Origin of the sequence: Marinilactibacillus psychrotolerans (genome assembly GCF_900101525.1) — a bacterium.
GTDB classification, from domain to species: Bacteria; Bacillota; Bacilli; order Lactobacillales; family Carnobacteriaceae_A; genus Marinilactibacillus; species Marinilactibacillus psychrotolerans.
Genome location: NZ_FMZD01000001.1, coordinates 133,868 through 156,641, shown reverse-complemented (window position 1 = coordinate 156,641; position 22,774 = coordinate 133,868). Strand labels below are relative to the sequence as shown.

The window sequence follows — 22,774 nt, the reverse complement described above, 5'->3', positions numbered from 1 at the left end:
AGTAGCTGTCATATAATAGGTTGTAGTCATTAAACGGTAGAGGAGAAATGTAAGTGATAAATTGGCAAAACTCAAAAATAATGTTCTGGACTGTGTGGTTTCTAGCAGTCGCATTGTTGATATTCATTCTTCAACAAATAGATTTTATTTTAAACCCTCTATTAGCTATCTTAACTTCATTATTTATGCCCTTATTAATGGCCGGATTTTTGTTTTATTTATTAAATCCAATTGTTAAATTACTTGAAAAAATAAAAGTTAAAAGAATATACGGAGTATCTCTAGTAATGGTATTGCTTGTAGGAGTAGTTGTCCTCACAGTATTAAGAGGTATCCCAATGTTAGTAGAGCAAACTAGTTTACTTATTTCAGGTATTCCTCAGTTTATCAATGAACTGGATTTCTATTTCCGGAAACTTTCAGAAGAACCTTGGATGGAGCAAGTCGATTTTGATACGATTCTTTTAAATATAGACTCGTGGTTACGAAATCTGGGAACAGGATTTCTAGATGGTATGGTAACGAGTGTAGGTGGTGTAATCCAAAGCTTGACGCAATTTTTATTTTTATTCATCACAGTTCCTGTTATTTTGTTTTATATGCTATACGACGGACATAGATTCCCGAGTTATATTGAAAAAATCAGTCCAGAAAAGTTTAAAAAGAACGCTAAAGAACTTGCCCTTCAAATAAATGACACAATTTCCAGCTATATTAGTGGTAAGGGGATGGCTTCATTACTTGTTGGTATCATTCTTTTTGTCATGTATACTATAGCAGGTTTCCCGTCTGCGTTTTTACTCTCTGTGTTTGCAGCAATTACAAATTTCATTCCCTATATTGGTCCTTTCTTAGGAGCAGCGCCAGCCATTATAGTAGGACTAATTGATTCTCCAGCAAAAGCAGTTTTGGCAGCGATTTTTGTATTGATTGTTCAACAGTTAGATGGGAATTTGTTTACACCTTTTTTGGTAGGAAAATCTCTTTCGATTCATCCTCTTACAGTAATTTTGATTCTTTTAGCTTCAGCAGATATAGCAGGGTTACTTGGGATGTTGATTGGAGTGCCAGTATTTGCAATTATTAAGACGATTGTAGTCTATGTTATAAAAATAAAAAAAGAAAAGAAGATCACCTTGTCTTAGCTGAGTAACTATTCAGCGAACAATAAAATGATCAAGTTAATAAGAAATTATTATAGATAAAGGAAGTTATTATGATAAACGAAACAAAAGAAAATAAGGAATTAAAAAAAGAAGTAGAGTCTAGAAGGACGTTTGCCATTATCTCTCATCCTGATGCTGGGAAAACAACTATAACGGAACAATTACTTTTATTCGGTGGAGCAATTAGACAAGCTGGTACCGTAAAAGCAAAAAAATCAGGCAAATTTGCAAAGTCAGATTGGATGGAAATCGAGAAGCAACGTGGTATCTCTGTGACGAGTTCTGTAATGCAGTTTGATTATGATGAGAAAAGAATTAATATACTTGATACACCAGGACATGAAGATTTTTCTGAAGACACTTATCGTACTTTGATGGCTGTAGATGCTGCTGTTATGGTTGTAGATAGTGCTAAAGGGATTGAAGAGCAAACAAAAAAATTATTTAAGGTTTGTCGTATGCGCGGCATACCAATCTTCACATTCATGAATAAGTTAGATCGAGATGGAAGAGAACCATTAGAATTAGTAGAAGAGCTAGAAGAAGTGCTAGAAATTGATGCATACCCAATGAATTGGCCAATAGGATCAGGGAAAAACTTTCTAGGCTTATATGACTTATATCATAATCGTATTGAAATGTTTCGCCCGGATGAATCAAATCAGGGAGAACGTTTCATACCTTTAAATAATGAAGGGGCAATTGAAGGCGAACATAAACTTAAACGAGAAAGTTTATATGATCAAGTTTTAGAAGAAGCGATGTTACTAAGAGAAGCGGGAAATGACTTTTCTGAGAAAGCCATACTAGATGGAAAACTGACGCCTGTATTCTTTGGTTCTGCTCTGACAAATTTTGGTGTTCAGACCTTTTTAGAGACGTTTTTACAATTTGCCCCGGCACCGACTGAGCATATCGATGTAGATGGAAAAGAAGTCTCACCTACTAAAGAAGAATTTTCTGGGTTTATCTTCAAAATTCAAGCTAATATGGATCCTAAGCACCGGGACCGTATTGCCTTTGTAAGAATATGTTCCGGAGATTTTGAAAGAGGAATTGATGTTACTTTAGCCAGGACCAACAAAAAAATGAAGTTGTCAAATTCAACTCAGTTTATGGCCGAAAATAGAGAATCAGTTAAAGGTGCTGTAGCAGGAGATATTATTGGATTATATGATACTGGGAATTTCCAAATTGGTGATACGATCTATGAAGGAAAACAAGCGATAAAATTTGAAAGCCTGCCACAATTTACACCAGAGTTATTTATTAAAGTTGAACCTAAAAATGTCATGAAACAAAAGTCATTCCATAAAGGAATCAATCAACTAGTTCAAGAAGGCGCTATTCAATTATATAAAACATACCATACTGAAACATATATTATTGGCGCTGTTGGTCAGTTGCAATTTGAAGTTTTTCAGCACCGTATGTTAAATGAATATAATTCAGAAGTAGTCATGACTTCTATTGGTAGTCGAATTGCTCGTTGGATAGATCCAGAACAATTGGATGAAAACATGGGGTCGAGTCGTAATATGTTGGTTAGAGACCGATTTGGTCGCCCATTATTCTTGTTTGAAAATCAATTTGCAGAACGTTGGTTTAGCGATAAATACCCAGAAGTTCAACTTACTTCTCTTTTATAAATTGAAAATTAAAAGTATTTATTTTTAAAAAAAAAGCATGATCTACTACCGAGCCTATAGTCGGCTGATAGTAGTCATGCTTTTTTCATTTTTTTATTATGAGTCTTGTGAAGAAGGGTTATTATGGTTAGTTCCTTCAGTATCTTCTATATCAGAATGAGATTCTTCTGAATTTGAAATCTTTTCGATAACGATCATATCATCATCATTTACTGTTGCAAGAATATTGCTTGCTTGAGGATGATTCAAGTAATATTCGGCAACTTTATCTTCAATTTGTTCTTCGATGACTCTGCGAAGTGGACGAGCGCCCATCTTAGGATCGTATCCTAAATCTACCAGTTTTTCTTTAGCTTTATTATCTACAGTCACCGTTATATTGTGTTGTTTCAGTGCAGCATTAATTTCTTCTAACATTAATGAAACGATTTCCATTAGATGTTCTTTTGATAAAGAATGGAATTCCACAATGCCATCTAATCGATTCAAGAATTCCGGTTTAAAGAATTCACCAAGATTATTGAGAAGTGAATGCTGTTTTCCGCTTAATTGTGCTCCAAAACCAACGCTTGATTCGACGTTTGTAGTTCCAGCATTACTTGTCATAATGATAATGGTTTCTTTAAAATTAACCGTACGGCCTTGTGCATCAGTTAATCTTCCATCATCTAGAATCTGTAAGAACATGTGCAGGACATCCGGATGCGCTTTTTCGACTTCATCGACGAGAATCAGGCTGTATGGATTACGGCGAATTTTTTCAGTTAATTGCCCAGCTTCATCGTAACCTACGTAGCCAGGAGGAGAACCGATAAGTTTAGAAGTGCTGTGTTTTTCCATATATTCACTCATATCCAAACGTACATAAGAATTTTTACTGCCAAATAATTCGAGTGCTAAAGTTTTAGCTAACTCTGTTTTACCCACGCCTGTTGGTCCTACGAAAAGGAAAGAACCAATTGGTCGATTTTTTTGTCTTAATCCAATACGATTTCTACGAATCGCTTTAGCTACTTTTTCGACAGCATCATCTTGTCCTATTACATGATTGCGTAGAGATTGATCTAAGTCACGTAATTGTTCTTGTTCTTTTTCTTTTAATTCACCAACCGGAATACCCGTTTTTTGTTCAATAATATGAACCATATCTTTTTCTGTGATCTCAGGTAGCTCGGAATCCGGTGTTTGTTGATCCAACATTTCTTTATGCTTAGTTACCTGATCACGATAAAATGCTGCTTTTTCATAATCTTCTTGTTGTAATGAAGATTGTTTTTGTTTTTCGGCTTCTTCTATTTTTTTTGTTATTGCTGCGGGGTCTACTGTACGAATCGTCAAGTTTTTCTTAGATCCAGCCTCATCAAGTAAATCAATTGCTTTATCAGGTAAAAAACGATCTTGGATATACCGATGAGATAATTCCACAGCACTTTGTATTGCTTTATCAGTATAGTGTACGTGATGATAATTCTCGTACTGATTTTGAATACCTTTTAATATTGTGATTGTTTCATCCGGAGTTGGTTCATTGACTCTGACTGGCTGCAAACGTCTTTCTAATGCAGGATCTTTTTCAATTTTTCTATATTCATTTAAAGTTGTGGCTCCAACCATTTGCAACTCACCGCGAGCAAGGGCAGGTTTTAAAATGTTTCCTGCGTCCATGCTGCTACCCTCAGCAGTTCCAGCGCCTACTAACTCGTGAACTTCATCAATAAAGAGAATGATAGAATCATTTTCACGTAATTCTTTTATTAATTGCTGCATCCGTTCTTCAAATTGTCCTCTGATACCAGTTCCTTGAACAAGCGAAGCAACATCTAAGCGGATAACTTCTTTATTCAATAATTTCTGCGGAACTTCATCATTTACAATCTTAAGGGCCAAACCTTCTACAATAGCGGTTTTACCTACCCCTGCTTCTCCGGTTAAAACAGGGTTATTTTTTGTACGACGATTTAGTATTTCGATAACTCTTTCTATTTCTTTATCTCGGCCAATGACAGGATCAATTTTACCATCTTTAGCCATTTGGGTTAGGTCTACGCCGTATTCTCCCAGCAATCCTCCTCTTCCTGAAGCATTATTGCGAGGGGGTTGCTGACCATTTCCTCTGAATGCTTGGTTAGGTGGAGTCTGTTGGTTAGGATTCTGAGTGTTGCCTTGAGAGATTGCTCTAAAAAGATCATCAAAGTTTCCAAAACCAAATGGATCTTGTGCGTTTCCTTGATTCATTCTACCTTGCTCCTCCTGCTGTCTGATTTCTCTATAACATTTCTGGCATAAATCGATTTCTCTACTTCTTCCATTTATATTTGTGGTTAGATGAATAGTTGCATTGCGTTGCATACATCTTTGGCATATCATGCTGCTGCACAACCTTTCTTTTGAGTCTGCTATTTACTTTCATTATACTAGTGTATTTGCAAAAGGTCAGGTAGAAAGCATTTATTTTAAGAGTTATTTGCAAATAAAATAGCTATACGGATCGTTTTTGACCAAATCTGACCTATTGCTAATTATCATTATACTCTGACCTATTTTGACTTTCAAGTGATAAATACCTCGAAATAGTAAAAAATAGTTGTAGGGTAATCAGAAAAATGGTAATCTGTATAGGAAGAAAGGTGAATAATGACTTATTATGCCGTTTTTATAGTTTATCTAACTATTAGGCGATCGTTCTATTCACTATTTTCAAAAACTATTATATTTGTAAAGGGGAAACTAACAATGGAAAAACGTAACTATAATGTAACAGCAGAAACAGGTATTCATGCACGTCCAGCAACATTACTTGTGCAAACTGCAAGCAAATACAATTCAGATATTACTTTAGAGTACAAAGGTAAATCTGTTAACTTGAAATCAATCATGGGTGTTATGTCACTTGGTGTTGGTCAAGGTGCAGACGTTACAATTTCTGCTGAAGGTGCAGACGAAAAAGAAGCAATTGAAGGAATCGAACAAACAATTAAAAATGAGGGAATGGCTGAATAATGGCATCACAAGTATCTGGTATTGCTGCAAGTGATGGTATTGCTCAAGCTAAGGCTTATTTACTAGTAGAACCTGATTTATCATTTGACAAAAAAACGATTTCAGATATTGATTCTGAAGTGAATCGTTTACAGGCTGCTATCGATACTGCTAAGGAAGAGCTTGCTAACATTCGCTCCATCGCAGCAAAGTCACTTGGAGAAGAAGAAGCACAAGTGTTCGATGCACATGCAATGGTGCTTTCTGATCCTGATTTGATTGGTCAAACAAATACAGTAATTAAGAATGATAAGGTAAATGCTGAAGCTGCTTTTCAACAAACATCTGATAATTTTATTACGATGTTTGAAGCAATGGAAGATAATCCTTATATGCAAGAAAGAGCAGCAGATATACGAGACGTACGTAAACGTGTCATGTCTCATCTGCTAAATGTAAAACTTCCCACTCCTGCTACAATTGATGAAGAAGTGATCATTATTGCAGAAGATTTGACACCAAGTGATACGGCTCAGTTAAATAAACAATATGTAAAGGCTTTTGTGACTAACGTTGGTGGACGTACTTCTCACTCTGCTATCATGGCTCGTTCATTAGAAATTCCTGCAATCGTAGGAACGAATAATATTACAGAAATGGTTGCAGAAGGAGACTTTTTGGTAGTAGATGGTATGGAAGGTGATGTGTTCATTAATCCTTCAGAGTCTACTATTGAAACATACAACAAAAAGGCAAATGAATTTGCAGAGCTAAAACTTGAATGGGACCGCTTGAAAGATGAGAAAAGTGTTACTAAAGATGGAAAACACGTTGAATTAGCTGCTAATATCGGAACTCCTAAAGATTTAACTGGGGTAATTGATAATGGTGGAGAAGCAATCGGTTTGTATCGTACAGAATTCTTATACATGGATTCTAAGGAATTACCTACTGAAGATGAGCAATATACTGCTTATAAAGCAGTTTTAGAAGGTATGGATGGTAAACCTGTTGTGGTTCGTACGATGGATATTGGCGGGGACAAGGAACTTCCTTATTTAGAGTTGCCCAAAGAGATGAATCCATTTTTAGGATATCGTGCAATTCGAGTCAGTTTGGATCAAGATGAGATTTTCCGCACTCAGATTCGCGCGTTATTACGTGCTTCGGTGCATGGAACTTTAAGAATCATGTTTCCAATGATTGCAACACTTCCAGAATTTAGAGATGCCAAAGCTATTTTAGAAGAAGAAAAAGCTAATTTAGCTAAAGCTGATATAAAAGTCGCAGATGATATTCAAGTTGGTATCATGATTGAAATTCCGGCTGCAGCTGTATTGGCGGATCAATTTGCTAAAGAAGTTGACTTCTTTAGTATTGGAACAAATGATTTGATACAATACACTATGGCAGCAGATCGTATGAACGAACGCGTTTCTTACTTGTATCAACCTTATAATCCTTCCATATTACGTTTGGTTAAAAACGTAATAGATGCAGCGCATAAAGAAGGTAAATGGGCAGGTATGTGCGGAGAAATGGCAGGAGATCAAATTGCTGTTCCATTACTAGTTGGATTAGGTTTAGATGAGTTCTCTATGAGTGCTACAAGCATTCTTAAAACGCGTAGTCTACTAACGCACTTAGATACTGCTGAAATGAAAAAATTAAGTGAACAAGCGCTTAATGAATGTACAACAGCAGAAGAAGTCGTTAAATTAGTAGAACAATACACTTCTAAATAATTATTTACACTTTAAGAGGGTTAGCTCTCTTAAAGTGTTTTTTTTATAAAAATAATAAATCTGCTTTATACATAAATTATCGAAGTGATATAATAAGAAAATAAAGTAAAAGAGGAGAGTTAAAATAAATGAAAAAAATCGGATTTATTGGAACTGGCGTCATGGGTGCTTCGATTGTTAAACATCTATTGTCTGCGGGATATGAAGTTCATGTTTATAATAGAACGAAAAGTAAAACAGACGAATTAGTAGAGCTTGGAGCTATATGGAAAGATACGCCAAGAGATATTGCTCAAGCAAGCGAACTGATTTTTACAATGGTTGGATTTCCGGAAGATGTCGAAGAGGTTTATTATAGCGAAAACGGAATTTTTAATGGCGTTCAATCTGGTTCAATTTTGATTGATCTTACAACGAGTCAGCCATCATTAGCTGAAAAAATTTATGAAACAGCTAAAGAAAAAGGGACATTTTCTCTGGATGCTCCAGTATCAGGTGGAGATTTAGGAGCGAGAAACGGAACTCTAACAACAATGGTTGGTGGAGATGAAGAAGCATTTGAAACAATGAAACCTATATTTATGACCTTTTCAGGGACACTGGAATTACAAGGCCCTGCTGGTAGTGGGCAACATACAAAGATGGCGAATCAGATCATGATTGCTGGAACAATGACAGGTTTGACTGAATTGTTAGTTTATGCAAAAGCAGCAGGATTGAATTTGGAGAAAGTTCTTAAAACTGTTGGTGGCGGGAGTGCAGCGAATTGGTCTCTACAAAATTATGGCCCAAGAATCTTGAAAGAAGATTACTCAGCAGGATTTTTTGTGAAACATTTTATTAAAGATTTAGGAATTGCATTAAATGAAGCGGAAAAACTTGGCGTGAATTTACCGTCAACTCTAAATGCCAAGAAGTTATATGACCAGTTGGAAGATGCCGGTAATGGTGATGATGGTACTCAAGCCTTAATTAAACTTTGGTGGGAAAAGTAGAAAGTTGATAATATAAAAGCCAATCGACATTACAGTCGATTGGCTTTTATAGTTAAATTTCTGGCGCATTTTCTTTCATGTAAGTAGTCAAGCGTTCCATAGCTTCTTTAATTTCGCTCATACTAGATGCGTAGCTTAATCTTACATAACCTTCACCAGCTTTTCCAAAAGCTACACCAGGTATGAATCCGATTTTTGCTTTTTGAGCTAAGTCATAACAGAAACTAAAGCTATTCTGAATGTATCCATCTGGAATCCTAGCAAAAATATAAAAAGCGCCATTAGGTTTGGCAATTTTGAATCCTAGATCACTCATGACCTCATATATCAAGTCCCGACGTTTCCTGTATTCCAGACGCATTGGGACAGCGTCATCCATCCCATTTTTTAAAGCTTCAATACCAGCGTACTGTGTAATGCTTGAAGCACTAGTTACTAGATTCTGGTGTACTTTTTTTATTTGATCTGTAATATCTTTAGGAGCTAAAGTAAACCCTAAGCGCCATCCAGTCATGGCGTGAGATTTAGATAATCCATTGATAACAATTGTTTGATCAAAAAGGTATTCTCCTAGTGAAATATGAGAACCTTCGTAAACAAGTTCACTATAGATTTCATCACTTATCGCAAATACATTTGGATACTTCTTAATCGTATTTGCAATTGCCTGGACTTCCTCGCGGTTCCAAGTTACTCCAGTTGGGTTAGTAGGATAATTTAAAATGATTGCTTTCACTTTATCACCATGTTCTTCCATTGCTGATTCAATCATTTTAGGAGATAAAATAAAATCATTTTTTGTTGTATCTATGAAAACAGCCTTACCGTGTCCTAATGTAACCAAAGGTTCATACAAGGAAAAGAAAGGGGAAGGAATTAATACTTTGTCTCCGGGATTCAAAATCCCTAATAAAGAGGAAGCGAGTGCTTCTGTTGCCCCAACGGTAGATAAAATTTCTGTTTCAGGATCGTAAGAAACGTTATATTTCACTTTAACGAAATTTGCCATTGCCTTACGTAAGCGAATATCCCCGGCCATACCTGTATAAAAGGAAAAGTTATTATTAATAGCTTCAATACCAGCTTCTTTAACATGTTGAGGTGTAGGGAAATCAGGTTGGCCCAACGTTAAGCGAATCATGTTGTCAATACCAGCAACTTTTTCGTCAAATTGACGAATGAGAGAAACTTCGATTTCTTGAGTTTGTGCATTAAACAATTTATGTAATTCAGTCATATTCATATTAAGTCCTCCTAATCATATTAGGAACCATTTTATCATATTATGAAAATAAAAATAGTATTTGCTGTATTTTTTTTCATTAAAGTATCCAAGTATAAAAAGAACTAGCCCTCTTACTGTAATTTTTCTTGAAATCTGGTAAAATAAGAAAGTGAAAGTTAGCAGAGAAGCAGGAAGGGGAATACCAGATGAAACCATCCCAACTTATACCAATTATAAGAAGATTAGATGCGATGAGAGAAGATGAAAGTGATGAGATTCAAGTCAGAAGATTTGAAAAGGACGGTAACGAACAATGTATTGTTCGTTACGACAAGTCTTCCCGCATGTACGAATTAGAAGATCGTACAAGTGGACAAACTTATGAATTTGATAACATTGACTATGTCGCTGTGGAGATCTTAGAACTTGTTCAACCAGCTAGTTCGACTGAAGACTAATGTCACTCACATAGGAAGTGCTTATTAGTACTTCCTATTTTTATGATTTTTTATAATGAATGCATTTTTATGATTGAGCTTCTCTAAAAAATGATCTACTATATAAATCTATTGATCTGAAAATTGATTAGGTCAATAGAATAAAGAAAAGGAAGAAGAGGATGCTAAATAGCTTCAAACCAACATGGATGGTTAATTCCATATATCAAATTACTCCTGAGCAATTAAAGCGTAAAAACATAAAAACTGTCTTGACGGATCTAGACAACACATTGATAGCTTGGAATAACCCTGAGGCAACTGAAGAAACCTTAGAATGGATAGAACGGATGAAAGCAAGTGGAATTAATGTTGTTATTATTTCGAATAATAAAGCTAAAAGAGTCAGTAAGGTGGCAACGATTTTAGAACTTGAATTTATCCCTAATGCCATGAAACCGTTCCAAAAAGGATTTAAGCAAGCACAAGAAAAGTTCAATTTATCAAAGGATGAATTATTGATGGTTGGAGATCAGATTATAACGGATATTAAAGGGGCAAATCATGCGGGGATTAGAAGTGTTCTCGTTAAGCCTATATTGGACTCTGACGCTTGGAATACTCGCTTTAATCGAATGATTGAACTAAAGATAATGAACTATCTGATTAAAAAAAATCCTGATATGAAATGGAGGGATTCATTGCATGAACCAGTTGAAACATGATCCAGAAATGATTTGTATAGGATGCGGAGCAACTTTACAGTCTGATGATGAGACTAAAGCCGGCTTTTTACCTGCATCTCTTCTGAAAAATGCAAATGCAAATGAAGACTTATATTGTAAGAGATGTTTCCGCTTAAGACATTATAATGAAGTGCAAGATGTAGAGTTGACGGATGATGACTTTCTAAATATGTTACATGAGATTAGTGATAAGCAAGCTTTAATCATCAATATAGTGGATATATTTGATTTTAATGGCAGCTTTATTTCTGGAATTCAACGATTCGCAGGAAAGAATCCAGTTATTTTAGTCGGCAATAAAATAGATCTATTACCTAAATCACTTAAAGAAGGCAAGATGAGACAATGGGTAACTGAGCGCGCACATGAAGCGGGTCTGCATCCTAAAGAAGTTTTACTTACTAGCGCTATGGATACTGAGTCAGTGGAAGCTTTGATGAAGAAGATTGAGATAGAAAGAAAAGGTCAAGATGTATATGTAGTAGGAACTACTAATGTTGGGAAATCAACATTAATCAACCAAATTATAAAACTTGCGACAGATACAGAAGATGTTATTACTACCTCATACTTTCCTGGAACAACGCTAGGAAAGATAGAGATTCCTCTTGACGATGAACGAGTACTAGTAGATACTCCTGGTATCATTCAGTCTTCTCAGATTGCACATTATCTGACTCCGAAAGAATTGAAACAAGTAACTCCAAGAAAAGAAATTAAACCAAAAGTATATCAGCTGAATCAAGAGCAGACACTTTTTCTTGGTGGACTAGCTCGTTTTGACTATCTGAAGGGAGCAGGGAAGCAGTCATTTGTCTGCTATCTTTCTAATGAATTAAATATTCATCGTACAAAGTTAGAAAAAGCTGATCAGCTCTATGCTACACAAAAAGGAGAACTACTTACTCCTCCTTACAAAGATAATTTGGAATCATTACCTGAACTTAAGCGGTTTGAGTTTACAGTCAAAGAACCTTCAGATTTGGTATTTTCTGGACTGGGCTGGATTTCGATAGAAAGCGCCGGGACCGTAGTTGCGGGTTGGGCCCCCAAAGGTGTAGACATTGTATTAAGAAAATCTTTGATATAATAAGTTTTTAAAAATATGAATATAAAGGAAGCAATAGAATGCAATTGACAGGAAAACAGAAAAGGTATTTAAGAGCACAAGTAAACGATATGTCTCCCTTGTTTCAAATTGGAAAAAATGGATTGACTTCTGAAATGGTTATGGAGTTTGAGGAGGCACTGGAAAAACGAGAGTTAATGAAAGTACAGTTGCTTCAAAATACAGATGTAAAACCCGAAGACGCAAAAAAAATCATCGAAGATAATTCGGATATAAACGTAGTGCAGACGATAGGTAAAGTAATTGTTCTTTTTAAACCTTCCACAAAAGAAAAGTATCAACTATATTCAACAAAATTACCTCGTTCAAATAACTAAAAAGATAGTAATAAGTAGAATAAGAAACAAATCGATTAAGGTAGGCGAAAAAAGTTGGTAAAGAAAACGTCCACAATAATTGAACCGGAAATCAGAATAGAAAATATTCATGTAGAAGAAAGAAGAAAAATAGGTATTTTGGGGGGCACTTTCAATCCTCCACATTTAGGGCATCTGATCATTGCAGATCAAGTGCGTGATCAACTTGGATTAGAAAAAATCATTTTTCTTCCTTCTGCTAATCCCCCACATGCTAAAGGGAAAACCACTATAGATGCAAAACATCGTGTTAGAATGGTTGAAAAAGCAATAGAATTAGAACCGCAGTTTGAATTAGATTTTACAGAAATTAATCGTGGCGGGAAGAGCTTTACGTTTGATACGATCAAATCTTTAACTGAGCAGAATCCTGATATTGAATATTATTTTATTATTGGAGCTGATATGGTTGAAGATTTACCTTCTTGGTATAAAATTGATGAATTAGTTAATTTAGTGCAAATCGTAGCGGTCAATCGTCCTCAATACTCAGTAGAAACAGCTTTTCCGCTGATTTTTATCGATGTACCCAATATTGAAATTAGTTCAAGTACGATTAGACAAAAGATATCAGACCAATGTTCAGTTAAATTTTTACTTCCTGATAAAGTACTTGAGTATATAGAAGCAGAAGGGTTGTACCATGATGGAGTCTGAAAACATAATTTATTCAAAAAAATATATTAATTGCTCTAGAGAAGAGCTGTTAGAAGCTGTTAGCCAAGTAATGAGTCCAAAACGATTTACTCATGTAAAAGGAGTAGAAAAAGCTGCACTTGAACTGGCAAGACAATACAGAGTGGATTATGAGAAAGTAAGTATTGCTGCTTTATTACATGATTATGCAAAAGAACAGCTAGATGAAGAAATGCGAGATATTATTATTAGTGAAAATATGGATCTAGAGTTACTTCAATATGGTAATAATATTTGGCATGGACCTGTTGGCGCTATTCTAATAAGGAACAGGTTTAATGTTACGGATAGTGAAATTCTGGATGCTATTCGTCATCATACAGTTGGAGCTCCGCAAATGGGGTTGATTGAGCAAATTATTTATGTAGCAGATTATATTGAACCAAATCGAATCTTCGAGGGGGTAGAAGAAGCAAGAGCACTATCAAAAAGCAGCCTAAAAGAAGCGATTGCTTTTTCAACACTTAAAACGTTAAAATATTTACTTGAGAAAAATGTTAAAATCTATCCACGTGCAATTGAAACATATAACGCTTGGGTAGTTCAGAAATAGGAGGATGTTTATGACAAAAACAGCAGAACAAATTTTGGAATTAGTAGTAAAAGCAGCTGACGATAAGCAGGCAGAGGAAATTATAGCTTTAGATATGAAAGGTGTCTCTTTATTAGCAGATTATTTTGTAGTGACTCACGGAAATAATGAAAGACAAATAGATGCAATAACAAACGCTATAAAAGACTCTGTTGAAAAAAATGATGTAGAAATCAGAAAAATAGAAGGTAAAGAAGGCGGGAAATGGATTCTGATTGATCTAGGAGAAGTTATCGTTCACTTATTCAATGAGGAAGAAAGAGAGTTTTATCAATTAGAACGTCTATGGACAGATGCAGACTATGTAGATGTATCTGAATGGATCGAACAGTGAAATATAATTGGTTTGCAAAAGTTTACGATGAACTAATGGATGATTCTCTATATCCTAAATGGGCAGAGTATACTAGTCAGTACCTAAATAAAGATCAGCATATTCTCGAACTAGGATGTGGTACAGGGATACTAGCCTTGGAATTAACTAAAGCTGGGTTTGATATAACTGCTCTGGATCTTTCTTCAGACATGTTGAGCCTTGCTTATGATCGTCAGTTAGAATCGGGAATAAAATTTCCACTAGTTGAAATGGATATGCGAAACTTATCTGAGCTGGAAAGTTTTGATGGTATTATTTGCTATAGTGATGCCCTATGCTATATTGAAACAGAGGAAGAAAAAGGTAGAATATTTTCTGAAGTTTATAAGAAATTAAATCAAGATGGTGTATTTTTATTTGATGTACATTCTACTTATCAGATAAAAGAATTTGACCAGTTTTCTTATCACGATGAAGTTGATGGGATTGTTTTTCTATGGGATAGTTACCCAGGAAATAAGGACGATTCTATTGAACATCAATTAACATTTTTTGTAGAAAAAGAAAATGGACAATATGAAAGATTTGAAGAAATCCACAAAGAATGGACACATTCACTTGATATGTATACGGAATTATTAAAAAAAGCTGGCTTTAAAACAATAGAAATTACTGCTGACTTTGGTCAAAAAGTGAATAATAAAAGCAAACGCTGGTTTTTTGCTGCTAAAAAGTGAGGAAATTAGTATGGAAGCGTGCGGAATAATAGCTGAATACAATCCTTTTCATAATGGTCACTTATATCAGCTCCAAGAAGCCAAAAAAAGAACGGGTGCGGAAGTGATCATCGTTGTAATGAGCGGTAATTTTCTACAACGTGGAGAACCTGCGATAGTTGATAAATGGAAAAGAGCCCAACTGGCACTAGCGGGTGGAGCTGATTTGATAGTAGAATTGCCAGTATCATATAGCGTACAGCCAGCAGATTTATTTGCTAAAGGAGCCATAGAAATTTTAGCGGGTCTTGGTTGTGCCTCTTTAAGTTTCGGAGCTGAATCTGGCAACGGAGAGACCTTTAAAAAAGCTGCAAAACTGCTGATTGAATACTCAGAAGACATTGATTACCAGTTTAAAAAACAAAATGAAAAAGGGAAACCATATGCCGTAAGAATGGAACAAGCTATCGCTGCTGTTATTCCTTCTTTTCCAATTAATTTATCAAAGCCAAATAATCAGCTAGGTCTAGCTTATGCAAAGGAAAATTATTTTCATGGTGATATATTTCATTTTGAAGTAATCGGAAGAAAACAAGCAGATTATCATGACGTAAACTTGCCAAATAACACTACAATTGCAAGCGCCACAGCAATAAGAAAACAATTGCTTAATCCCTTAAATGTTCAAAAATCTTCTCGATTTATGCCTGCAAAAAGTTTGGAATTACTAGATCAAAGCCAGTTGATTAATTGGAATAATTATTGGCATTTACTGAAATATCAGATTATTTCTTCTTCATTGGATGAGTTACAGAAAATCTATCAAATGGAGGAAGGGCTTGAAAATCGCTTGAAAAAAGCTGCTCAAAGTGCTGATTCATTTGAAAGGTTTATACAGACTGTAAAGAACAAAAGAATGACACGGACTCGTTTACAACGTTTATGTATATATGTACTATTGCAGATTAAGCAGAGCGATTTAACCGCTTTAAATCAGATACCTACTTCACGCATATTAGGTTTTAGTCCATTAGGACAACAATATTTGAATAAAGTAAAAAAGACTTCTAGTATCAACTTATTGACAAAGATCAATAAAAGAACAAAAGATGATTGGTCCTTAGATATCAAAGCTGGAGAAGTCTATCAATTAGCTTTAGATAATAATAAATTAAAACAAGATTTCAATCGAAAGCCTTTAAATATTATTGACATTACAACTGGGGACTAGTATAATTATTTTTGTTGCCTTAAAGTCAAAAGGGACTTTATTTTTAATATCACAATTTTTTGAGTGATTATTGGCTGCTCAATTTAAAGAAGTTGTTTGATATAGATAAAACCATTTATAATAAGGCTAAGAGGTGATAATATATGAAAATCAAATGGGCTTTGAACGAATTAAAGAAACTTAACGGAGATCCTCTTCCGGTATCTGGTCAAGTAGATTTAACTAAGTCATTAAAGGATAGAAATACTTCTATTATTGATGCAGAACCGTTACAAATGGATGGGATTTTGGTTGTTGAAAACACAGATGAATTTTTAGTTGATTTAAACTTAACAATTAGTTTGATTCTTCCGTCTGCGCGTTCTCTTGAGCCAGTAAAAGTTGATTTACGTATTCCATTTTCTGAGACATATCTTGCTGCTGGAACAGTAGTTGATGCTGAAAAGTACGGAAATGATGAAATCGTTGTTGAACTCGAATCAGATACGTTAGATTTGCAGAAACCACTTGAAGATGCTGTTTTAGCAGCAATCCCTACTCAAGTTTTTACGGATAAAGAACGTGAAAATGGGGATATGCCTCGTGGAAGCGACTGGAAAGTCGTATCAGAAGATGCATATGGTACTGGAGTGAGAGAACGTTTGTCAGAAGAAGAAGATCCTAGATTTGCAGCATTAAAAGGATTTTTTTCTGAAGAAAATGAATAAAATTATACAAGGATTATATCCTAAACAAGTTTTAGATAATCATTATCTAAGAACCCTTTAAGGAGGTGTGTTGGAACATGGCAGTACCTAAAAGAAGAACATCTACAGCTAGAAAAGCTAAACGTCGTACTCACATCAAATTGGATCTTCCAAATATGAGTGATTGTCCTAAATGTGGAGAAGTAAAACGTAACCACCACGTATGCCCATCTTGTGGCTTTTACGCTGGGAAAGACGTATCAAAATAAAAGAAATTATACTAAAAAACCTCTATTTTTAAAAATAGAGGTTTTTTAGTATAATAGGTTAATAGTTTTATTTATAATACCTATGCCGTAAAATTTAACCGCTAGTATTTATGAAATACTTACTTAGATGAAAGAAGGTGAGTACTTGGAGAATGTGCATATTGATCTATATTTTATTATATTCTATTTTTGTCCGTATCTGTTACTAATACCTAGCTGGTTAGTCAATAAAGTATTTAGAAAATATAAAATCAAAATTAGAGGGGTAGATTTTATAGTCCCTGTTTTAATATTTTCTATTCATATCTTCAGTGTACTGATTGTGGGGATAAGTTTTATTCCATATTTCACTTTTGTTATTTCGATTATTGGATTAATATTGGCTACACTTTTTGCTTTCAAGTATAAAAAATTAACTATTTTGAAAGTTTTGAGAGTCTGGTGGAGATATGTTTTTATCTGTGCATTATTATTGTATATTTCTTTAGGTATTTTATTACTTGTATAAGGTATACTATTCACTCTGCTGATTCATCATTAAACTAATCAATAGCCTTCATCCATTTTTGGATGAAGGCTATTTGTATGGGAACATACATACTGATAGGTTGAAAATAACAAACCTAATTTTTCTTTTTTTAAGTCTTAGAGAATGAAAGGGGAACGTAAGTTATTTTTATTCTCGATAAGTTATATATTTTACATATTTTTTGAGTATTTTTCTAATATTGGGTGGTAGAAAGTGGGGCATTGTGGTAGACTATGCCATATATGTGGGGAGAGGGGGCAGTGAAATGTTGTTGGGAGAATACAGACATAATATAGATTCTAAAGGTCGGTTGATTGTGCCCGCTAAATTTCGAGAGGATTTAGGCCAATATTTCATTGTCACTCGAGGACTAGACGGATGTTTATTCGGGTATCCTCAAAAAGAATGGGAAGTTTTGGAACAAAAATTAAAGCAACTCCCCTTAGCAAAAAAGGAATCAAGAGCTTTTACAAGATTTTTCTACTCAGCAGCTACTGAATGTACATTGGATAAGCAAGGTAGAATAAATATTCCTCAGACTTTGCGTGACCACGCCAAATTAGAAAAAGCTTGTTATGTTGTTGGTGTTTCTGAACGGTTCGAAATATGGAGCGAAGAAAGATGGGATGCCTTTTCAAAAGAAGCTGAAGGCTCTTTTGAAGATATGGCAGAAGAAATGGTTGATTTTGGATTTTAATTAAACCTATAGGAAATTTAAAGAAATGATGTATAGATAGGAGGCTAAAGCTTGGAATTTAACCATGAGACAGTTTTGCTGAGAGAAGCAACAGAGGGATTGAATATAAAACCAGACGGCATATACGTAGACTGTACATTAGGTGGAGCAGGGCATGCGGCTCTTATACTTGAACAATTAAGTGATGAAGGTCACTTATATGCTTTTGATCAAGACAGTACAGCAATTGAACATGCGAAAATATTATTGAAAGATCAAGTAACTAAAAAGAAAATAACATTTATTCAATCCAATTTTAGATATTTAAAAGAATCATTAAATGAATTAAGTGTTTCTAAAGTAGATGGTATTTTGTACGACTTAGGCGTTTCTTCACCACAACTAGATAATGCGGAGAGAGGTTTTAGTTACCATCAAGATGCTGTGTTAGACATGCGGATGAATAGAGATCAAGAATTGAGTGCGCATGATGTGGTCAACAAATGGGAATATTCAGATTTAGTTAGAATTTTTTTCCGATACGGTGAAGAGAAGTTTTCTAAACAGATCGCTAGAAAAATAGAAGCACATAGAGAAACGCAACCGATTAATACAACTCAAGAACTTGTGAATATTATTAAAGAAGCAATTCCTGCTCCTGCTAGGCGTAAAGGAGGACATCCAGCGAAGAGAGTCTTTCAAGCGATCAGAATTGCTGTTAACGATGAATTAACATCAGTTGAGGAATCACTGGAACAAGCTGTTGGATTGCTAACATTAGAGGGGCGTATCAGTGTTATAACGTTCCATTCATTAGAAGATAGAATAGTAAAACAGATCTTTAGAGAATATTCTAAATTACCAGATGTTCCAAGAGGATTACCAGTTATGCCTGACTTCAAAAAGCCGGCGTTAAAACTAGTAAACAGAAAACCAATATTACCCAGCGAAGAAGAGTTAGAGCATAATAATAGATCAAGAAGTGCAAAATTACGCATCGCTGAAAAACAAACTTAAATATAAAAAATGAAAATAGAAAGGAAAATTATTATGGCTATGAATGACAACTTAGCTCGTGAGATTAATATGCAAGCTGTTCCAAGTCCTAGGCAGCATCCTGAAACACAACCAGGGAACGTACATATTAAGAAAACTGTTAAAAGAGGCATTACTCGTTTAGAAGTTTGGTTGATTAGTTTTTTTGGATGCGTAGTGTTCGGATTATTAGTTGCAAACATTACTATGGCGATGCAGTTGTCTACAACTAACCGTACGACTCAGGACTTGGACCAACAAGCGACAGACATTCAAGTTGTAAATGAAAATTTGGAACAGAACATCCAAGAACTATCTCGTTATGACAGAGTCTATAAAATTGCAAAAGATAATGGTTTGAAAATGAATGAAGAACAGATTAGGAATGTATCCCCATGAAAAAGATCACTAAAAAAATAAGAGCTACGAATCCATTTCGTAACCGTAAAATTATTGCTGTCTTTCTCTATTTAGCATGTTTTATAATATTTGGATTTGTAGCTCTTCGTTTTTCATGGATTATGGTCAAGGGAGAAATTAACGGAGAAGACCTTATACAAAATATAGATAATCTCTATTCAAGAAAGACTGTTATTCAAGCTAATAGAGGAACGATCTATGACAAAAATGGTAACCCAATAGCGATGGATGCCAGTTCTTATAAAATGGTTGCAGTACTGACTGATAAATGGTCTAGCCCTACACGTCCTCAACATGTACAAAAGCCGGAAAAAGTAGCGAAGGTTTTGGCGAAGTATATCTCTATGAGCGAAGAAGAGATACTAAAAAGATTAACTCAAGAGAGTGACCAAGTTGAGTTTAGTTCAGCTGGAAATAATTTATCTTACGATATCGTCAGTCAAATTCAAGAAGAGCTTGATAAGCAAGAACTGACAGGTATTAATTTTGAAGATAAAAAAACAAGGCTATATCCTAATGGGACTTTTGCATCACATACGATTGGACTTGCTCAAAGGCAAAGTGACGATGAAGATGACATGGCTTATCAGCAGCTTAAAGGAATCATGGGTTTAGAACAGGCTTATGATGATATTCTTAAAGGAACAAATGGCACAAGTGAATATAAAAAAGATAGATATGGCTATGTTATTCCTGGACAAGAGGAACAGAAGAAAGAAGCTGTTGATGGTAGTGATATTTATTTAACATTAGATCGTAGACTTCAAGTTTTATTAGAAAACGTAATGGATAAAGTTGAAAAAGAACATTCTCCTCAAAAAATGACAGCAACTTTAATGAAAGCAAAAACGGGTGAAATTCTTGCAACTGCACAACGACCTTCTTTTAACGGAACGACTAAAGAAGGGATCGATCAGTCTTGGCAGAATTTGTTAGTCGAATATGCCTTCGAACCTGGATCAACTATGAAAGTCATGACCTTAGCAGCGTCTATTCAGGAAGGAACCTTCCACCCTAATAATTATTTTATGTCTGGGAAAATTTCTGTAGCAGGCGGGACTGTCCATGATTTTAATCCGAATGGATGGGGTCCAATTTCTTATCTTGAAGGACTAGCCCGTTCAAGTAATGTTGCTTTTGTTCATCAAGTGGAGGAAATGGGATTTGATACTTGGAAAAAATATTTGGATAACTATGGTTTTGGCGAAGCGGTCGGAATGAATTTGCCCAATGAGTATAGTGGTAGTAATAAATATGAATGGCCATTAGAAAAAGTAAATACAGCATTTGGTCAAGGACTTAGCGTAACGCCAGCTCAAATGATGCGTGCATTTTCTGCTATTGCTAATAAAGGTGAGATGGTTAAACCTTACCTTGTGGATCACATATCAAATAAAGAGACAAATGAAATGACACAATTTGAACCAGAATATACCAAGAGTCTAATTTCAAAAGAGACTGCAGAAAAGACGCTTAATTATTTAACTGAGACAGTAAACAATGAACATGGAACGGCAAAAGGGTACAAAATCGATGGGTATGAAATTGCTGCCAAAACGGGAACTGCTCAATTGTATAATCCAGACACAAAACAGTATTATAGTGGAGGTAGTAATTACATTTATTCAGTTGTAGGTATGGCTCCGGTAGATGACCCGGATGTGATATTGTATGTGACGGTACAGCAACCTGATTTTAATGGAGTGGGTCATGGTAGTGAAGTCGTACAGAAAATATTTAATCCGGTAATGAAAAGAGCTTTGGAGTATATGAGTGCAGGAGATGAAGAAAGTACAGATACTATTCAAAGCGAAACAATGCCTAATTTGATTGACAGTAGTGCTCTAGAAGCAGTTGCACAAATGCAGAATAAAAACTTAAATAGTGCTGTTATTGGAGCGGGAGACAAAATCGTACAACAATTTCCATTAGAGGGTTCAACACTATATGATGAACAGAAGACAATATTATTAACTAATGGAGCGATGACATTGCCTGATATGAATGGGTGGTCTAGAAGTGATGTAATGAAAGTTGCTGAAATGACTGGAGTTGAATTTGAATTTGAGGGCGAAGGATATGTTTCAAAACAGGAATTTGCTCCTAATTCGTTCATAGAGCCTGGTAAAAAAGTTAAGATATCTTTGTCTCCTATATCAGATGAAGAAGAATAAAGATAAACGGTTTAAAGGGGATAGAATAAAAAATGTTAGATTTATTAAGAATGGTTGCACCGGTATTAGTTAGTTTTATTATTACAATAGTCTCTATGCCGTTTGTTATCCAGTATTTCAGCAAGAAGCAATTAGGACAAGTAACTAGAGAAGAAGGTCCAACATGGCATGAAAGTAAATCGGGTACACCGACTATGGGGGGCGTTTCATTTATATTTGCTTCCACCATTACAGTGTTTATTTTAAGTTACTTCCTTAATGTCTTTACAACGGGAATACTATTACTAACGTTCATCTTGATACTCTATGGATTGATTGGATTTTTAGATGACTACATTAAAGTAATCATGAAACGAAACCTTGGTTTAACTAGTCTTCAAAAACTTATTGGTCAAATCATTGGTGGAATAGTATTTTTTGTAGGGCTTATGTTATTAAATTTTCCAACAGTTTTAACTGTTCCAGCTTTAGGTTCAATTAACTTGGGATGGGGATATGGATTGTTCTTGCTATTTTGGCTCGTGGGCTTCTCAAATGCTACAAATTTAACCGATGGAATTGATGGATTAATGGCTAGTACTGGGATGATTGCCTATCTTGCATATGCAATCATTGCCAGTATTCAAGCTCAGTGGGATGTCATGGTTTTTTCTTTATCGGTATTTGGGGGATTACTTGGGTTCTTTTTGTTTAACAAAAAACCGGCAAAAGTTTTTATGGGAGATGTTGGATCCTTAGCACTCGGAGCAGGGTTAGCAGGAATATCAATCCTGTTGAATGTAGAATGGACATTGATTTTTATTGGGATTATTTTTGTCTGTGAAACAGCAAGCGTAATGTTGCAGGTAGGCTCCTTTAAGCTTAGAGGAAAAAGAATTTTCAAAATGAGTCCTATTCATCACCACTTTGAAATGGTTGGATGGAGTGAATGGAAAATCGTAGGAATTTTTTCAATGATAGGATTTCTTATGGCTTTAGTCGTACTACTTATTTTGGTATAATGAGCT

Annotated in this window: 24 protein-coding genes; 22 read left to right on the top strand and 2 right to left on the bottom strand. The window is 35.1% G+C overall.

Annotated elements, in window-relative coordinates; translation table 11 throughout:
- The first annotated feature begins 53 nt into the window (after positions 1–53).
- Both BLT22_RS00750 and BLT22_RS00745 read left to right on the top strand, forming a co-directional pair.
- On the top strand, positions 54–1,145 hold the full coding sequence (locus BLT22_RS00750) for an AI-2E family transporter (RefSeq protein WP_087057171.1): 1,092 nt from the start codon (positions 54–56) through the stop codon (positions 1,143–1,145).
- Positions 1,146–1,216: 71 nt separating this feature from the next.
- Entirely contained in the window at positions 1,217–2,815 is a 1,599-nt protein-coding gene (locus tag BLT22_RS00745) for a peptide chain release factor 3 (protein ID WP_091759533.1), read from the top strand.
- A gap of 96 nt (positions 2,816–2,911) precedes the next feature.
- Here BLT22_RS00745 and BLT22_RS00740 read toward each other — a convergent pair whose 3' ends face one another.
- Positions 2,912–5,182, bottom strand: coding sequence for an ATP-dependent Clp protease ATP-binding subunit (locus BLT22_RS00740; RefSeq protein ID WP_091759531.1), 2,271 nt, complete (start codon positions 5,180–5,182; stop codon positions 2,912–2,914).
- A gap of 366 nt (positions 5,183–5,548) precedes the next feature.
- On the opposite strand from BLT22_RS00740, the gene BLT22_RS00735 reads away from it, so the two are divergent.
- The 3 genes from BLT22_RS00735 (at position 5,549) to BLT22_RS00725 (ending at position 8,534) form a co-directional block, all read left to right on the top strand.
- Positions 5,549–5,815 carry a phosphocarrier protein HPr gene (locus tag BLT22_RS00735; protein WP_087057174.1) on the top strand — a complete coding sequence of 89 codons (267 nt, stop codon included), beginning with the start codon at positions 5,549–5,551 and terminating at the stop codon, positions 5,813–5,815.
- Positions 5,815–7,539, top strand: a complete 1,725-nt coding sequence (ptsP, locus tag BLT22_RS00730; RefSeq protein WP_091759528.1) for a phosphoenolpyruvate--protein phosphotransferase — start codon at positions 5,815–5,817, stop codon at positions 7,537–7,539. Before BLT22_RS00735 ends, ptsP begins: the two co-directional genes overlap by 1 nt.
- Before the next feature lie 128 nt (positions 7,540–7,667).
- Complete coding sequence (locus tag BLT22_RS00725; protein ID WP_091759525.1) at positions 7,668–8,534, top strand: NAD(P)-dependent oxidoreductase; 867 nt, start codon at positions 7,668–7,670, stop codon at positions 8,532–8,534.
- A gap of 52 nt (positions 8,535–8,586) precedes the next feature.
- Here BLT22_RS00725 and BLT22_RS00720 read toward each other — a convergent pair whose 3' ends face one another.
- Positions 8,587–9,771, bottom strand: a complete 1,185-nt coding sequence (locus tag BLT22_RS00720) for a pyridoxal phosphate-dependent aminotransferase (RefSeq protein ID WP_087057210.1) — start codon at positions 9,769–9,771, stop codon at positions 8,587–8,589.
- Between the two features lie 194 nt (positions 9,772–9,965).
- Between BLT22_RS00720 and BLT22_RS00715 the strand changes: the two genes are divergently transcribed.
- From BLT22_RS00715 to mraY, 17 genes are all read left to right on the top strand, one after another.
- Positions 9,966–10,217: a YkuJ family protein gene (locus BLT22_RS00715; RefSeq protein WP_091759522.1), complete on the top strand. Its 252-nt coding sequence runs from the start codon at positions 9,966–9,968 to the stop codon at positions 10,215–10,217.
- A gap of 161 nt (positions 10,218–10,378) precedes the next feature.
- Complete coding sequence (locus tag BLT22_RS00710) at positions 10,379–10,921, top strand: YqeG family HAD IIIA-type phosphatase (RefSeq protein ID WP_091759519.1); 543 nt, start codon at positions 10,379–10,381, stop codon at positions 10,919–10,921.
- Positions 10,902–12,032, top strand: coding sequence for a ribosome biogenesis GTPase YqeH (gene yqeH / locus BLT22_RS00705; protein WP_091759516.1), 1,131 nt, complete (start codon positions 10,902–10,904; stop codon positions 12,030–12,032). The genes BLT22_RS00710 and yqeH overlap by 20 nt, the downstream gene beginning before the upstream one ends.
- A 38-nt stretch (positions 12,033–12,070) precedes the next feature.
- Positions 12,071–12,388, top strand: coding sequence for a ribosome assembly RNA-binding protein YhbY (yhbY, locus tag BLT22_RS00700; protein WP_091759513.1), 318 nt, complete (start codon positions 12,071–12,073; stop codon positions 12,386–12,388).
- Positions 12,389–12,442: 54 nt separating this feature from the next.
- Positions 12,443–13,084: a nicotinate-nucleotide adenylyltransferase gene (locus tag BLT22_RS00695; RefSeq protein WP_091759510.1), complete on the top strand. Its 642-nt coding sequence runs from the start codon at positions 12,443–12,445 to the stop codon at positions 13,082–13,084.
- Positions 13,074–13,676 carry a bis(5'-nucleosyl)-tetraphosphatase (symmetrical) YqeK gene (yqeK, locus tag BLT22_RS00690; RefSeq protein WP_091759682.1) on the top strand — a complete coding sequence of 201 codons (603 nt, stop codon included), beginning with the start codon at positions 13,074–13,076 and terminating at the stop codon, positions 13,674–13,676. Before BLT22_RS00695 ends, yqeK begins: the two co-directional genes overlap by 11 nt.
- A gap of 10 nt (positions 13,677–13,686) precedes the next feature.
- Entirely contained in the window at positions 13,687–14,049 is a 363-nt protein-coding gene (rsfS, locus tag BLT22_RS00685) for a ribosome silencing factor (protein WP_091759508.1), read from the top strand.
- Positions 14,034–14,768 carry a class I SAM-dependent DNA methyltransferase gene (locus tag BLT22_RS00680; RefSeq protein ID WP_087057182.1) on the top strand — a complete coding sequence of 245 codons (735 nt, stop codon included), beginning with the start codon at positions 14,034–14,036 and terminating at the stop codon, positions 14,766–14,768. Before rsfS ends, BLT22_RS00680 begins: the two co-directional genes overlap by 16 nt.
- Before the next feature lie 10 nt (positions 14,769–14,778).
- Complete coding sequence (locus BLT22_RS00675; RefSeq protein WP_091759505.1) at positions 14,779–15,978, top strand: nucleotidyltransferase; 1,200 nt, start codon at positions 14,779–14,781, stop codon at positions 15,976–15,978.
- Between the two features lie 143 nt (positions 15,979–16,121).
- Positions 16,122–16,685, top strand: a complete 564-nt coding sequence (locus BLT22_RS00670) for a YceD family protein (RefSeq protein WP_087057184.1) — start codon at positions 16,122–16,124, stop codon at positions 16,683–16,685.
- Between the two features lie 77 nt (positions 16,686–16,762).
- The gene (gene rpmF, locus BLT22_RS00665; RefSeq protein ID WP_072694533.1) at positions 16,763–16,933 is read left to right on the top strand and encodes a 50S ribosomal protein L32; all 171 of its coding nucleotides are present in this window, start codon (positions 16,763–16,765) and stop codon (positions 16,931–16,933) included.
- A 127-nt stretch (positions 16,934–17,060) separates the two neighbouring features.
- The gene (locus BLT22_RS12545) at positions 17,061–17,441 is read left to right on the top strand and encodes a DUF3397 domain-containing protein (protein WP_091759503.1); all 381 of its coding nucleotides are present in this window, start codon (positions 17,061–17,063) and stop codon (positions 17,439–17,441) included.
- A gap of 286 nt (positions 17,442–17,727) precedes the next feature.
- On the top strand, positions 17,728–18,159 hold the full coding sequence (mraZ, locus tag BLT22_RS00655; protein WP_087057186.1) for a division/cell wall cluster transcriptional repressor MraZ: 432 nt from the start codon (positions 17,728–17,730) through the stop codon (positions 18,157–18,159).
- A 51-nt stretch (positions 18,160–18,210) separates the two neighbouring features.
- On the top strand, positions 18,211–19,155 hold the full coding sequence (gene rsmH, locus BLT22_RS00650) for a 16S rRNA (cytosine(1402)-N(4))-methyltransferase RsmH (protein WP_091759501.1): 945 nt from the start codon (positions 18,211–18,213) through the stop codon (positions 19,153–19,155).
- 33 nt (positions 19,156–19,188) lie between these two features.
- Positions 19,189–19,572: a cell division protein FtsL gene (ftsL, locus tag BLT22_RS00645; RefSeq protein WP_171034373.1), complete on the top strand. Its 384-nt coding sequence runs from the start codon at positions 19,189–19,191 to the stop codon at positions 19,570–19,572.
- The gene (locus BLT22_RS00640) at positions 19,569–21,767 is read left to right on the top strand and encodes a penicillin-binding protein (protein WP_236048732.1); all 2,199 of its coding nucleotides are present in this window, start codon (positions 19,569–19,571) and stop codon (positions 21,765–21,767) included. The genes ftsL and BLT22_RS00640 overlap by 4 nt, the downstream gene beginning before the upstream one ends.
- Positions 21,768–21,799: 32 nt before the next feature.
- Positions 21,800–22,768 (top strand): phospho-N-acetylmuramoyl-pentapeptide-transferase, encoded by a 969-nt coding sequence (gene mraY, locus BLT22_RS00635; RefSeq protein WP_091759498.1) that lies wholly within the window; start codon positions 21,800–21,802, stop codon positions 22,766–22,768.
- Positions 22,769–22,774 lie beyond the last annotated feature (6 nt).